Source organism: Ktedonobacter racemifer DSM 44963 (genome assembly GCF_000178855.1).
Classification (GTDB): domain Bacteria; phylum Chloroflexota; class Ktedonobacteria; order Ktedonobacterales; family Ktedonobacteraceae; genus Ktedonobacter; species Ktedonobacter racemifer.
Genome location: NZ_ADVG01000005.1, coordinates 980,628 through 994,920, shown reverse-complemented (window position 1 = coordinate 994,920; position 14,293 = coordinate 980,628). Strand labels below are relative to the sequence as shown.

The following is a 14,293-nucleotide window of genomic DNA, read 5'->3' as shown; positions in this document are numbered from 1 at the left end:
ATCGCGGCTAAGTGAGTACCTGAAACCCGCTCCTGCTTTGGCTGTCCACATCGGAGAGGGGCGAGCAGGGAGGCTTCTGCGGATATGCAATGAGCGATGAAATGCTCCCCGATTCCCCGGGGTATGATTTCGACAGTGCTCATCGCACGCTGTTGGAGATGCGTTCCCACTGGGAGGAGCAGAAACCTGCTCCCTGGTGTTTTGAACCGCGAAGATCAACCGAGAGGCATGCTCCGCCTCGTCTCCACGTCCGTCGCTGAGATCTGCTCTCTTCTCGGGGTCTCTCGCTCAACGTTTTTCAGCTATGTGAAGGGAAGCAGGAAAGCGCCAGGACCTCAAGCTTAGCGGAACCCATCAGGACTTTTTTACAGCTAGCTCGCCCTTAGCGGAATCTATCGGGGAAATTATGTCGGAACCCCTATTAATGAGCCTTATGAGTTCAACTTTTAGAGCACCTATTCAGATCCTCTGCACTTGCTTCTTCAGCACAGAGGATCTGAATAGGTGCTGTATCTTGTATCCTGGGTCTACTCGCCATACCTCTCTCAAAGGCAGAGCAAATTCCTTAGCGTTGTTTTTCGTTCCATTACTACTCGGAGGCCGGATTCCCCTTTCAACCCATACCAGCCTTGTGCCTCCAGAGATCATCGAGCAAGCCGAACGCGTTTCGACCACTACGCATTTCTTTCAGGAGTACATAGATAAGCAGTATGATATTCGCGTGGTCATCATGGGAGAGCAGGTATTTGCCACCGAGATCCACGCGCATTCTGAGGAGACCCATGTTGATTTCCGCGTCGATTACAGCCGTCTGACCTATCGTCTGCATCAGCTACCTGCGGAAATTGAGCAGCAACTGCTCGCGCTCAACGCGTTCTATGGACTGCACTTTTCCGCGATTGACCTGGCACGAGATCATCAAGGGGAATACTATTTCCTGGAGTTAAACCCTTCAGGCCAGTTTGCCTGGTTGGAGGAACCAACAGGTATTCCACTTCACGCCCACCTGGCACGATTATTGACGCAAGGAAAGAAGGAAAAACATGCCACCTATGAGCCAGCAAACATCCATTCAGCATCGTGAACACCTGGTGACAAACATTGAGGCTGCGCTTGGCCATCGTCTCACGCCTATCGTGCGCGACGCGTTCCTGGCTATTCCTCGCGAAGCCTTTGTCGACCAGTATTATCGGCAATGTGGCAATGAACTGGTCTGGGAGACGATTCTCAATCCTACGCTCGAAGAGGTCTATCAAGACCATCCCCTGGTGACGAGACTCGACACCCGCAAGATGCCGAGTAGCTCCAGCTCGCAGCCCTCGATCATGGCAGCACAACTGGAAGCGCTTGCGCTTGCTCCTGGGCAGCGGGTTCTGGAAATCGGTTCCGGGACAGGCTACAATGCCGCCCTCATGGCGCATATGGTCGAGCAGAGAGGGGTGGTGGTCAGCGTGGATATTGCTGAAGACCTGGTACAGCGCGCAACAGATCGACTCACCCAGACAGGCATCTCTAATGTGCAAGCACTTACTGCGGATGGGTATCAGGGATATGCTGAGCATGCGCCTTATGATCGGTTGTTAGCGACTTGCGGCGTTACGGCCATTCCTCCTTCCTGGCTTCAGCAACTTCGAGAAGGAGGAATCTTGATCGCGAATGTGCTCCTTCCCCTGGCAAGTATCTTTGTGCGCATTGAGAAGATTGGAGAGGTTGGCATTGGGTCCCTGCTCCCTCTTCATGCCAGCTATATGCGGCTCACTGGTCCTAATAGCGTTGACCCCTTTCCTAAATTTAGCTGGAAGCAGTTATCAACCCTGCCAAAGCAAGTACTCAAGCTTGATGGGGACCTGGAAGCCCTCCTGGAGCGGTCAAGTAGGTTTGCCATCCTCTTGCAAAGTTTCTGTCCCACACTGACGAAGAGGTATTACCGCCAACCTGACCAGCAGGAGGGAAATGTTTCTCTCTACCTCCTCTCTCAGCCGCAGCAAGAAACTATCATCCACATCCACAAAGATCAACTCACCATCTATGGGCAGAGCGAACCATTGGTAGGTAACATCCAGGCCTGCCTCCAGGCCTATCATCACCTGGGCGAGCCACAGGTTGAAGACTATACTCTTTTACTCGGCGAAACATCTATGATGATCAGCCAGAATGGCCAGGAGTTCCCACTCTCTCAGAATATGGGTTAGCACCATCTTTCCTGAGCAATACGAACGAATCGATAGCGTTTAGTGTTGTGCAATAATATGAAATGTATGCCAATGCTTTGTGTGCTATCAGCAGTTGTACCGTCTTGCTCTCCTTCTCTGAAGACATGGAGAGCAAGATCGCGGAGGAAAGTTCCGGCTTACTCACGGGTTACAAAGGTGAGCGATGAGTTGAGTGTATTCCATTTGTTGCGCTGAAAATCAGGAAATAATCAGTTATGTTACGCTCATTCTTTAGGCAAAAGGCATGCGTATATGTCATCTTTGCGACCATTCGCAATTGCGTCTGGTAGAGTTGAGAAAGCTGGTATGTATGATTATTCGAGAACATATATCTTGCAAGCTTTCTGAGCCAAAGAATGCATCAAAATGTTGCTGTATATTTTTCTCAGGGTGGGAGAGAAAGTGGTTTATTTCTTCATCCATAAATGTAAAGAGGATCTCAGTATGTGGATACTGTAAGATGCTCGTAATGAGGTTTATAAAAGCGTGGGGAAAAACAAGTAGATTAATAAAGGTGTATGTTGTAAGTAGTGTGATAAAGCGAGAGAGACGAGAAAATACAGACATTAAAGAAAACATCTGCTTGCGAATATAATCCATGCAAGATATACTATGAAAAAGTAGGTAGTGACTCTTGAGAGAAGTGGTAAAATAGAGGTCAGGAGGACTGACCATGACAGCAACCCCATCTCTGCCAGCATGTGTATAGCTTTCCGTCATCGTGGCTCTGATTGCCTTTTGATGAAAAGCGCAACAAGACCAGGGATGCGAAAATGGAGGCATGAAACCTGTCTTGATTTTGAGTGCCAAGGATCAGATTGAACAGTTACTGAAGCCTTTGATCTCGGCACCGGAGAAACTGAAACTCCAGCAAGTGCGGCTGACGTCGGAGGAACTGACGCTCGTGGTCGTCTCAACACAAAGCGTCGTGCATTGTCCTGTCTGTGGGCAAGGAGCCAGGCGTGTTCATAGTACGTACCAGCGAACTCTCCAGGATCTGCCTTGGGGGCCATTCCGCGTGCAACTCCAGGTGCGCGTCCATCGCTTTTTCTGCCAGAATCCCGATTGCCTGCGAAAAATCTTCACCGAGCGGCTCCCAGAATTGATGGAGCCTTCTGCTCGTCGAACCTCTCGACTCCGCGACGCCTTGCGCGCAATTGGATGGGCGTTGGGGGGACGGGCCGGGGCCAGGCAATGCCGCGCGCATGCGATGCCGGTCTGTGCCACCACGCTCCTCGCGGTCTTGCGTCGGGAGGAAAGCGCCACCGTTCCCACACCTCGGGTTTTGGGCGTCGATGATTGGTCGTTTCGCGCCCGCCAGACTGGAACCTTGCTGGTTGACCTGGAGCGGCATCAGCCAGTGGATGTGCTTCTGGGAAGCGATGAGGAGGTCTTTGCCTCCTGGCTCGGTGATCATCCGGGAGTGGAAATCATTAGTCGTGATCGCGGGGTCAGTTATCTCAAGGGAGCCACGAAAGGAGCTCCGAACGCCAAACAGGTGCTCGACCGGTGGCATTTGTGTAAAAATCTCGAAGAGGTTCTGCAAAAGGCCCTGGCGCGGCAGATCGATGTGCTCCGGCAGGCGGGCCAGGAGAGCCAAGGGGAGAACCAGGATCAGCCGACCGCTCCGGCTTCGCTCGCCCGGACCAGGGACAGACAACGCAAACCACCGAGGCGGAAAGCGCCATCTCCCAGCCCGCAGCGCGCCTGGCAACTCACGATGTACCAACAGGTGCATGAACTGGCGGCTTCGGGGATCTCCCATCGAGAGATCGCGTCCCGTCTGCAGATCCAGCGGCAAACGGTGCGCAAATATCTGCGGATGCCGGAGTTTGTGGATCGGCGTCATAGCCCCTTCCCCTCTCACCTCGAGCCCTATCGCGCCTATCTGCAGCAACGGTGGGAACAAGGAGAGGTCATGATCAAAAGGCTGTGGCAGGAGATCCAGCAGCAAGGCTTCACCGGCAGCTACAACAGCCTCTGGAAATTCCTTCATACCTGGCCGCTTCCCGCAGGAATGGTTTCAAGTCCCACGTCTGTTTCCTTTGTCCCAGCAGTTCGTGCGATGCCCACCACGCGCACTCCTCGGCAAACGATGTGGCTCCTCCTGCGTGATCCGGAAGAGCTTTCAGAAGCAGATGCCGCCTATCAGCAGACGTTATTTCGCCTTGCCCCGTCCCTGGAAAACTGCTCCGCCTTGGGACAAGCCTTTCTTCAGATGATCAAAAAACGTGAGCGTGACGCCTTCCTTCCCTGGCTCACCCAGGCAAAAGCTTGTCCTGTCGACGAAATGCGCCGTTTCGCTCTTGGTTTGGAGAGCGAGTCGGACGCCGCTCTCGCGGCTCTGACAGAGCCCTGGAGTACAGGGCAGGTCGAAGGGCAGATTACCCGTCTCAAGCTGCTCAAACGGCAAATGTACGGGCGAGCCAACATCGATCTGCTTCGCCTCCGCGTTTTACACGTTGCGTGAGTCAGCTTTCAAGACCCAGATGAGGCGAGTTTCCTCCTTATCGGGCTCGTGTCTCCGCTCCATCTCCAGAACCATCGTTGGATGAAGCATGTGGGCTGACACGCTCTTGGAAGGCTGGAGGAAAGCTCTCTGGCTTTTCTCCAATCGCTTCTTGTCTCTGCGCTACTTGATCACCAAAAGGCAATCAGAGCCACGATGACGGAAAGCTATACAGCATGCCCCAATCCTGCGTGTGCGCAGCCACACGTCATTCGCAATGGCAGTAGCAAAGGACGACAGCGCTATCAGTGTCGTGGATGCGGCCGCTTCTTTGGCGAAACGGAAGGCACACCGATGTATGGTCTGCATACGCCAGTAGCCGAGGTGGCTCAAGCGCTCCTGGTCGTGATGCGCCGAGGAAGTCTGCGGGCGGCGGAAGAGATTACAGGCCACAAGTACGAGACGATTGGCCAATGGCTGCGGCGAGCAGGCGAGCATGCGGAGGCCTTGACGAATATCTTCACACAGGATCTGCACCTCTCAACGGTCGAAATCGACGAGTTTTGGTCTTTCGTGCGCAAAAAAACGGAGCCCCCGACGAAGCTGATGCCGGTGAACGCTGGGGATGCCTCGTCCAAGATCGCCCCAGCCGCTTCATCGCCGCCTGTGCCACAGGACGCATCGGCGACGATCTCGTCGAGCGAGCGGTCACCCTCACCGTAGCACGCACGCAGGGCCATCCGTTGAACTGGTGCAGCGATGGCTGGCGGGGCTATGCCGCGATTCTCAAACGAGCCTATCGCCAGCCGCTGCGCGCCGGGCAGCGCGGACGTCCCCCACTGGTGATGCCCCCATACGTGCGTTTGACGCAGACCATCAAGCATCGTGATGAGCATGGGAAACTGCTCTCCGTTGAGATCCGTGCCGCCTTGGGCGAGGTGATCACCCAACCCGGAACCGTCCATATTGAGCGGGTCAACGGCATGCTCCGCGATCGGCTCAATGCCCTCACCCGCAAGACCCATGCCTTTGCCAAACGGGACGCTACCTGGGATGCCCTGGTCCACCTGCAGCTTTTTGAACACAATTGGATACGCCCTCATCGCGTATTACGTCTCCCAATGCCTGCGCAGTCGCGACGCTATCAGCCACGCACTCCTGCCATGGCCTTGGGACTCACCGACCATCCCTGGTCCTGGATCGCGTTCTTGACTACTTCTCTCTACACCACTCCTAAATAGAGTCACTACCAATTTTGGAGCGGCCTGAGCTTAAGTAGGCAAGCGGTAAAGGGGTCAAGCATGGGTTTTTAAATGCCCTTCAGTATATCGCATAGTCACGGGTTTTAAAATACTTATCCCCTTAAATCTGCCTTGCAAGCCAGATGAGTCTATACCAAATTGGACCATAACCCCGCTTTGTACCCAATAGCCTCATCGGAGCGATCTCCTGCAAGGGCATCTCTTTGACTTGACATCTTTTCTGTTCCGTTTCTTTATTTATTAGCCAAGGAGGGGTTTGGGTGCCTTCTCCAGCGCCGGGATATCGCCTCTTCCTGTCAGAAAGCTGAGCGCTCCGCTCTTGTCCCCGCCAGCATACATGCGATGCCAGAAAGACCAATCACCAGTGCAGGTGAAAGGTATTGGAGAAGGAGCCCGCCCATCAATGTTCCCAGTGGTGTCGCCGCAGTCGTCAGAGCAAGACGCGCACCGAAGATCTGTCCTCGCATGGTCGGCGGAATGAGTCGCTGCAACAGTGAGGCTTCTATCAGCACATACGGAGCCCAGGAGCACGCTCCCAGAGCGAGACACAGGAGCGCCAGGGGCAACGAATGGAAGATCATCAGCGGGCAAAGGAAGCCTCCCCACAGGAGAGCGATCAGCGGTTGGCTCAACCCTGGCCGGAACCGGGCAGCAACGAAACTGGTGAACAACGCGCCGATCAGTGCTCCTACCCCAAAGCCCGTCCAGAGCAAGCCGTATCCTTGGACTCCAGCATGCAGGATCTTGTCGCTGTAGAGAGGCAGGGCTGCTTCGAGAGGACCATACGAGAAAAAGAAGAGCACTGATAAGCTCGTGAGCAGACGGATCTCCTTGGTGCGGACGAGCAGATCAAAGCCACTCAACCATGTTTGCTTCACTGTTCGGGTTTCTACCAGCAGCAGCTCTACTTCTACGCCTCCGCCCTGACCAGATCGGCTAACCAGATCTGTTACAGATACTGGCTCGTCAGCGAGTGCGTCGCGCCGAGCAGGTCGCGGGGTGTGCCCTCGAAGATGACTGTGCCTCCCTTGTTGCCACCCTCTGGTCCCATGTCGATGATCCAGTCGGCGTTGCGAATGATATCCAGGTGGTGCTCGATCACAATCACGGTATTGCCGCCATCGACCAGCCGATTCATGATGGTGAGCAGGCGACCGATATCTGAGAGGTGCAGACCGGTGGTCGGCTCGTCCATGATATAGATGCTACCCCGTTTATGGAGTTCGCTGGCCAGTTTGATACGCTGGCACTCGCCGCCTGAGAGGGTGCTCAGGGGCTGGCCGAGGGTCAGGTAGTCCAGGCCCACGTCGCTCAGTGCCTGGAGTTTGGGCAGCACTTCTTTGATGGTAAAAAACTCCAGCGCCTGGTGAATGGTCATACCCAGCACGTCAGCGATGGATTTTCCGTTTAAGGTGTAGACCAGCACCTCGTCCTTAAAGCGTCTCCCACCGCATACTTCGCAGGGAAGCTTGACACCCTCAAGAAAGCCGAGGTCGGTGTAGGTTACACCGAGACCCTGGCAGTTGGGACAGGCGCCCTTTGAGTTAAAACTGAACAGACCAGCATCGGCATTGTTGGCCACAGCAAAGGCCTTGCGCACATCGTCCATGATGCCAGTATAGGTCGCGGGATTAGAACGGCTGGAGGTGCTCAGGGACGCCTGGTCAATCACCACCGCCTCGCGGTGCTGGCTCAGGAAGGCTTCATTGATCAGCGAACTCTTGCCCGAGCCGGCCACGCCGGTGATGACCGTCAGGACGCCGGTGGGAATATCCACACTGACGTTTTTCAGATTGTTGACGGTGGCGCGGACAATCGGCAGGCTGCCGGTCGCATGGCGGAAGGTGTCCTTGAGCGGCCTGGTACGCAGCAAATGGTTGCCGGTCAGCGTGTCGGCAGCAAGCAGGCCTGCGTAGTTGCCTTCATACACGACCTGGCCGCCCTCGCTCCCAGCATACGGCCCCATATCGACAAGATAATCCGCGACTTTTATGACATCGGGATCATGCTCCACTACAATGACTGTATTACCTTTATCGCGCAATTGCACCAGGAGTTCGTTCAGGCGATGAACATCCCGCGGGTGCAGTCCGACGCTCGGCTCGTCAAAGATATACATGACATCCACGAGGCTCCCGTTGAGATGCTTGACTATCTTCACGCGCTGTGACTCACCCCCGGACAGCGTATCGGTGGCGCGCTCCAGGCTGAGATACTCCAGGCCAATCTCCACCAGATGTTGCAGCCGTTCGGTCAACGTGCGAACGATTGGCGCCGCCGCCGGTTCTGTGATACCCTTGACTACCTCTAAAAGCTCATCAACTTCCATCGCTGCCATGTCGGCAATAGTGTACCCCTTGACCTTACAGTTTAAGGCGGCCTGGTTGAGCCGTGTACCCCGGCAGAGCGGACAGGGGCCGAGCTTCAATAAAGGCTCGACCTTTTGCCGGATGCGAGGCGAGAGCGTCTGAATGTCCCGCGCAACGAACTTGCGATTGAACTTGTATGCCAGGCCCTCATAGGTGTTGTACGCCAGACCTGTATGTTTACGCGGTTCGCTGTAGAGAAGCAGGTCCAGTTCCTCTGGTGTATAATCGGCTATCTTCTTGTCGTTGTCGAAGTAGCCAGAATTCGCGTAAAGCTCGCTTTCCCAGCCGGCCAGTCCTGGGGCGATGACAGCGCCCTCGTTCAGTGATTTTGTTGTATCAATCAGATCTTGCGAGGTAATGCCGACCTTGCGGCCAAGCCCATTACACTCCAGGCACATGCCCTGGGGATCGTTGAAGGAAAACGCATTGGCAGAGCCCACGTAGGGTTGGCCGATCCGCGAAAAGAGTAGGCGCAACACAGACGCGATGTCAGTAACCGTGCCCACCGTCGATTGCGATCCCCCACCCAGACGTTTCTGATCAACAATCACCGCCATGCTCAGGTTCTCAATCGCATCGGCGTCTGGTTGAGGGTAGTGCGGCAGGAAGTTGCGAATGAACATGCTAAAATTCTCAAATAACAGCCGCTGTGCTTCGTTGGCAATGGTATCAAAGACCACCGATGACTTCCCCGAACCAGACACGCCGGTAAAAATGGTAATTTTGCGCTTGGGCAGCCGAAGCTCGACATCCTTCAAATTGTTCTCGCGAGCGCCACGAATCTCGATATATTCTTGAACCATGCTGATCTCTGTTCCCTCCGGATCTTTTCACCAGGCTTTCGCCTTTCTTCCGTTGTCGGAACGCCTTTGTTCAGGCCCTTCGCGTCTCCGCTCCTGGCTGTACCAAGGAGCAGTATAACACAGAAGGATTGGCAAAACTTCTTCTCTTTTTGCTCGTATCTCGACCACGACGTTTCTAGCCCTTCCATCTTTTCCGTATCGGCTCACCAGTATCGGAGTATATCGTTGAAAACGCGCTTTCTACAGTCAACTCAAATAAAATATAAGGATTCTGCGGCTGATACCCATATGTAGCAGCAAGCTCCCGCATAGCCGGATTATCAGTGAAAAGAGCATGCCCTGCCAGCCTAAACTCTCCTTCACCACCATCATTGCTGCTTACCCCACAATGCAACGCATAGCCAGAACCACGCTGTACATCATGCCCTTTCGGAGAGGTTGGCTCCATAAACAAGAAAAGATGCCCCTCGCCTATAATTGGCGTCACAGGATGAACTCGGGGCATTCCGTCAGCACGAACGGTGGCCAGATATGCTGGACCACTTTTTAAGCGAGCCTCCCCAAAGGCAGGGAGTTCTGGTTCAGTGAGCGCAAAATCTTGCCAGGACTGTTTCATACATTCTCCTGATTTTTCTGCTCAACTCAGAGTAAGTTGAGCAAGATGTAAGACAATCGGCGCGACGCCTCGAATGATCCAGCTTCGCGCCGATGTGCCCGTCTCCAGTCGTCTGATTCGTTCTGACCTGCTCCCTGTCTGGTGGGAGCGTTGACGGTTGAAGCGGTTGGTCACAGCGATCATAGGAATGATGATCGCCAGAAGACTGAGCTGTGGCGACTAGGACTGAACCATCAGCCACCGGTTGCCATCGGGATCATTGAGGTCAAACCACTTGACGCCAGAACCCGGGCCATACAGGTTATCCTGAACATCGTTGACTTCGACGCCCTTTGCTTTGAGCTGCTCGTGCGCCGCTTCAATATCTGAAGTCGAGAGATAGAGATTCATCGTACCCGGTTTCATGTTTACATGCATGGTCGAAAGCGTCAGCGAGGGACCTCCTCCTGGGAGCTCAAGCGAGACCCAGTGCCGATCGCCCTTCCCGTAGTCTTTGGTGACTTTAAAGCCCAATTGCTCCGCGTAGAAGGCTTTGGCCTTCGCCATATCGGTGACTGCCATCTGCAACATCAGAATTTTTTCATTAGCCATTGTTATAATCTACCCTTTCATCTGTGGTAAAACAGCGTGTTGTGTGTCCTTCTCGACTGCACCGCAGTCGGCTCTTTGAACTAGACTCTAGTGGTGTTTTCGCTCGTCACTCTTCTGACGAACCATCGCGCAGAAATGTGACCGGCTTTCCGTGCGTATGCGGGAGGACCATTCGTGGCCCGTGCTCACGCAACCAGAAACGCTTCTGCATCCTTTTTGCTTCTGTCAGAGATCACCCCCTGTCTCGTGCGCAGCGGCTCCATTTCGTGCTTCAAGTGAGAGCAGGGTGAGCCCAAGGCGATGGATCTTGAGCAGTACGCCAAAGAGCGCTGCCTGATCAGGCAAGGGACCGGAAAGCAGCGTGGTTCCAGATGGCTCATGCACGATCTGAAGTCCCGCCAACCAGTCTTGCCAGGAGAGATCGAGATGTCCTTTAATCCGAATCTGGTAGTTCATCAGTTTTTTCTCCTTGCATGATCTCCACATACACAAGGATAGCGCAGAGATGAGGCACAAGCAGTCACCAAAAGTCTACCCTGGGGTAGCATTTTCTTGGGAAAGAAGGTGGGTGTTGGGGAGGAACACGCTTACAGCAGGGAGAAGGCACGTGCCTTGACAAGCGCCTGGGTGCGGCTTTCTGCTCCCAGCTTCGCGAGGAGGCTGCCGACATGTTTCTTCACGGTGGAAAGTTGGATCACCAGCACCGCAGCAATCTGTTGGTTGGAAGCGCCTTCGGCCAGCAGGCGCAAGACTTCCAGTTCACGCCTGGTCAGCGGCTCGACTGGCGCAGGTGAGGCGGAAGCCACACGTCCAGGCACAGGCAACACAGGCGTTGCCTGGGGCAAAGAGGGATGAGAAGCCCCCTTTCTTGGCAGTGCCTCTTGCTCGAAAACGGCAAGCAAGCGTAACACGTAAGTGCGCGAAATGACAACCGTTGCGCTACCGGGTTCATCCTCTGCGGGAGCTTCATCCTTCCCCGGATGTGCGGAAGCCTGCAACGCGGAGAGCGCCTGATGCATAAGTATCCCTTCGTCCAGATAGACACGCAGATGGCCCTGGGGCTCCGTGATCGCGAACAGGTGTGCCGCGACACGTGCCGCCTGTTCCAGCTTTCCTGCATGATGCAGAGCCACGACAGAGAGCGCGCGAAATTCGAGGACGGTGTCAATCGAACCTTCCTGGTCAAGGTACTGGCTGAAGCGTGCGAGCATCTCGACCGCCTGTTGGTACTGCTGTTGGGCCAGCAAGACCCGCACCAGTATCAGGAATTCCCAGCGGCGCAAGGGGCTCCAGGACTCAGGGGAAAAGGTGGTGTGCGCTGCCCACGCTGATGCCTCGCCCAGCTTTCCCTCGGCCAGCCATATTTTGACGCGCAACACCGTTACCCAGGGGGCATGATGGGCAAACGTTTCTTGTTCAAGCAACCCTTCAAGCCGGTGCAACGCCTCATGAGCGGCCACAACATCTCCTCGTGCCAGTCCAAGTTGCACCGCGAGGGTCTCGCCTTCAACCAGGAGTTGCAGATGTTGCCAATCTCGCGCAAAATGTCGCAGTTGCTGGAGCCAGTGAGATGCTTCATCCAGCTTATTCCAGGCATAACAGATTCCAAACAGGCAATACGAGAGATATCCTTCCCAGGGCGTATGCGCGCCGATCTGTTCCGCCAGGGCCAGGGCGTACAGCGCGTCGTGCTGTCCCTGATGCAATTGGGTAGCATAAGCAGAAGAGACAAAGGACAACCAGCTCAAGACGCGCGTGGCCATCAGGATGTCTCCTGCCTGTAGTAACTGTTGCTTTACCATGCGGAGTTTAGGTATCAAAGCCACACCATATCCTTGATACACGGTGGTCAGCCAGAAGATGAGATAGAGCGGGATCATATTCCAGCTCGCCCCTTCATCTTCTGGCAGTGCTTCAAGCTCCAGAATAAGATCGCGCAGGCGTTCAGCATCATCGCGCGCGAGCATTTCCCTGAGTTCGATCAAGGTATGTAACAGGCGCACACGTTGCCTGGTCAGCGCCAGCTCAGCTTCGGTGAACTTCCAGTGCGATGCTGCTTCCAGGAGCCCCTCCACACGGGTAAAGGTGTGCTCTATCTGAGCAGCTACGGCAAGATAGAGCGTTTCATTGCTCAGGTTCATCGCGTCGAAGAAACGCAGGGCGGCATCTAGTGCCAGGGGCAAGTGCGCACTCAGATCGGCATCGGGCAAAGAGAAGACCCAGGTGTGGATCGTCCTGACTTCCCCGCGAAACCAGAACGGTCTCGATGCCTTTTCCATCAAGGAAGCGGCAAGGGAGGAGTCACCCGCAGCCAGCGCGTGCGTAATGGCCTCGCGCCACTCACCTTGAGCCTCATAAAAGCTGGCCGCGCGCCTATGCAACGGCGGCACCAGGTGTGGAGAACTGGCATGCAAACGCGCCAGCAGCGCCTCGCGAAAGAGATCATGGTAGCGATACCACTGACGATGCTCATCCAGCGGCACGAGAAAGAGGTTGGCCCGTTCCAGGGTTTGCAACATCTCCTGGCTCTCAGATGTATTTGTCCCGGTGGTGATGGCCTGGCAGAGGGCCGCATTCATGCGAGAGACGATCGATGTCTGAAGCAAAAAGTCCTGGAGGGACTGAGGCAATGGTGCGAGAATATCTTGCTGAACATAGTCCAGCAGATAGCGGTGGGTGCCTGTGAAATCCTTCACAAAAGCAGCGGAATCGGATCGCTTGCGCAGGGAGAGCGCTGCCAGTTGCAGCCCGGCGATCCAGCCCTCCGTGCGCAGGGAGAGCCTGGCCACCTCATCTTCTGAAAGGGGCAAGCCCATTGCCTCGCGCAGAAAGTGGGCGGCCTCGACATCAGTAAAGCGCAAATCCTGATCGCGGATCTCCAGCACCTGCCCACGCACGCGGAACCGGGCGAGAGGAAGATCTGGGTCGGTGCGGCTGCCCAGAACCAGGTGCAGAGAAGCAGGTGCATGATCGAGGAGAAAGAGCAGGGAATCACAGATAGCCTGATCAGAGATGACATGGTAATCATCCAGAATCAAGATGATGTCCTGAGTGACTCGCTCAAGATCATGCAGGAATGCCGTCACCATGGTTGAGAATGGAAGCGGCTGGGGTGAGTGCAGCAGCGCAAGAGCTGTCTTTCCCAGCGTCGGACAGGCCTCGCGCAGAGCGGCGATGACCAGGTCCCAGAAGCGGATCTGATCATCGTCCAGTTCCTCAAGGGAGAGCCAGGCCACTGCCTGGTCGGCTCCTTGTGCCCTTCCGCTGTTTGCCTGCGCCTTCTGGAATGCTACCCATGTCGCGAGCAGCGTTGTCTTGCCACTACCAGCAGCAGCCGAGACAAGGGTGAACGGGTAAGAGCCCATGGCAGCTAGATCTGCAAGCAAGCGAGTGCGTTCCACGAGAGCGTGCGGCAAGCGAGGAGGAGAGAGTTTACTGGAAAGCAGCATGCCCTGCGCCTCGGATGGCGGCGTGCCAGGCTCAGGAGCAAAAGAGGAAAGCTCAGGCTGGTTCGTCAAGATCTGCGCTTCCTGCTCTAAGCGGGCGAACGTCACCTGGTTTGAGCGGCCCAGATAGCGTTTCCGGGTCTGTCGGCCCTGTTTTTGATAGGCGTACCAATAGCCGCTTCCACGAGGCCGGGCTTCTTTGAGCACCGAGAGCCGTCCAGCTTGTCCCACAAAGGCAAAAGACGTGTGCGCTTCCAACCAGCGCGCGAATGCGGCTTCGTCTCCCGGGTGAAACCACTGAACAGGTTGTTCTGGTGTCTGGAGTCCATACTGCTCTTGCTCATGTGACCAGATGAGCACATATCGCGGTGATTTGGGCATCGCATCCTTCCTCTAGGGTTGGGGATTGAGGATGAGTTCCCCAACACCCAGGAGTATACCACACAAGCAAGCAAACGATGCGATCTATCCACTTATTTTTTTTCGCGCCATCTTTCTGGTATGGAAGAGGAATTTCTCAAACCAGAAGAGAAAAGAGGGCCAA

Annotated in this window: 11 protein-coding genes; 5 read left to right on the top strand and 6 right to left on the bottom strand. The window is 55.1% G+C overall.

Features of this window, described 5'->3' with window-relative positions:
• Positions 1–571: 571 nt before the first annotated feature.
• The 5 genes from KRAC_RS58375 (at position 572) to KRAC_RS68685 (ending at position 5,903) form a co-directional block, all read left to right on the top strand.
• Entirely contained in the window at positions 572–1,084 is a 513-nt protein-coding gene (locus tag KRAC_RS58375; RefSeq protein ID WP_052569435.1) for an MvdC/MvdD family ATP grasp protein, read from the top strand.
• The gene (locus KRAC_RS64760; RefSeq protein ID WP_007923123.1) at positions 1,044–2,192 is read left to right on the top strand and encodes a protein-L-isoaspartate O-methyltransferase family protein; all 1,149 of its coding nucleotides are present in this window, start codon (positions 1,044–1,046) and stop codon (positions 2,190–2,192) included. The genes KRAC_RS58375 and KRAC_RS64760 overlap by 41 nt, the downstream gene beginning before the upstream one ends.
• A gap of 802 nt (positions 2,193–2,994) precedes the next feature.
• Positions 2,995–4,683, top strand: coding sequence for an ISL3 family transposase (locus KRAC_RS58365; protein WP_007923119.1), 1,689 nt, complete (start codon positions 2,995–2,997; stop codon positions 4,681–4,683).
• Between the two features lie 195 nt (positions 4,684–4,878).
• Entirely contained in the window at positions 4,879–5,385 is a 507-nt protein-coding gene (locus KRAC_RS68690; protein ID WP_083815285.1) for an IS1/IS1595 family N-terminal zinc-binding domain-containing protein, read from the top strand.
• Positions 5,386–5,405: 20 nt separating this feature from the next.
• Positions 5,406–5,903, top strand: coding sequence for a hypothetical protein (locus KRAC_RS68685; protein ID WP_083815284.1), 498 nt, complete (start codon positions 5,406–5,408; stop codon positions 5,901–5,903).
• Between the two features lie 317 nt (positions 5,904–6,220).
• Here the strand turns inward: KRAC_RS68685 and KRAC_RS58350 are convergent, their stop codons facing one another.
• The 6 genes from KRAC_RS58350 to KRAC_RS58325 all read right to left on the bottom strand — a co-directional run bounded on the left by KRAC_RS58350 (position 6,221) and on the right by KRAC_RS58325 (position 14,130).
• Entirely contained in the window at positions 6,221–6,802 is a 582-nt protein-coding gene (locus tag KRAC_RS58350) for an MFS transporter (protein ID WP_007923115.1), read from the bottom strand.
• Positions 6,803–6,873: 71 nt separating this feature from the next.
• Entirely contained in the window at positions 6,874–9,096 is a 2,223-nt protein-coding gene (locus KRAC_RS58345) for an ATP-binding cassette domain-containing protein (protein ID WP_007923114.1), read from the bottom strand.
• 175 nt (positions 9,097–9,271) lie between these two features.
• Complete coding sequence (locus KRAC_RS64755; protein ID WP_007923113.1) at positions 9,272–9,712, bottom strand: pyridoxamine 5'-phosphate oxidase family protein; 441 nt, start codon at positions 9,710–9,712, stop codon at positions 9,272–9,274.
• A gap of 219 nt (positions 9,713–9,931) precedes the next feature.
• Positions 9,932–10,303 (bottom strand): VOC family protein, encoded by a 372-nt coding sequence (locus tag KRAC_RS58335; RefSeq protein WP_007923112.1) that lies wholly within the window; start codon positions 10,301–10,303, stop codon positions 9,932–9,934.
• 225 nt (positions 10,304–10,528) lie between these two features.
• Positions 10,529–10,759: a hypothetical protein gene (locus KRAC_RS58330; RefSeq protein WP_052569433.1), complete on the bottom strand. Its 231-nt coding sequence runs from the start codon at positions 10,757–10,759 to the stop codon at positions 10,529–10,531.
• A gap of 131 nt (positions 10,760–10,890) precedes the next feature.
• Complete coding sequence (locus KRAC_RS58325) at positions 10,891–14,130, bottom strand: winged helix-turn-helix domain-containing protein (RefSeq protein ID WP_007923110.1); 3,240 nt, start codon at positions 14,128–14,130, stop codon at positions 10,891–10,893.
• Between the last annotated feature and the right edge of the window lie 163 nt (positions 14,131–14,293).

Bases quoted from the DNA above. Each gene is read 5' to 3' on its own strand.
- KRAC_RS64760 (WP_007923123.1), top strand. From the start codon at position 1,044: ATGCCACCTATGAGCCAGCAAACATCCATTCAGCATCGTGAACACCTG.
- KRAC_RS58325 (WP_007923110.1), bottom strand. From the start codon at position 14,130: ATGCCCAAATCACCGCGATATGTGCTCATCTGGTCACATGAGCAAGAG.
- KRAC_RS58335 (WP_007923112.1), bottom strand. From the start codon at position 10,303: ATGGCTAATGAAAAAATTCTGATGTTGCAGATGGCAGTCACCGATATG.
- KRAC_RS58330 (WP_052569433.1), bottom strand. From the start codon at position 10,759: ATGAACTACCAGATTCGGATTAAAGGACATCTCGATCTCTCCTGGCAA.
- KRAC_RS58365 (WP_007923119.1), top strand. From the start codon at position 2,995: ATGAAACCTGTCTTGATTTTGAGTGCCAAGGATCAGATTGAACAGTTA.
- KRAC_RS58345 (WP_007923114.1), bottom strand. From the start codon at position 9,096: ATGGTTCAAGAATATATCGAGATTCGTGGCGCTCGCGAGAACAATTTG.
- KRAC_RS64755 (WP_007923113.1), bottom strand. From the start codon at position 9,712: ATGAAACAGTCCTGGCAAGATTTTGCGCTCACTGAACCAGAACTCCCT.
- KRAC_RS68690 (WP_083815285.1), top strand. From the start codon at position 4,879: ATGACGGAAAGCTATACAGCATGCCCCAATCCTGCGTGTGCGCAGCCA.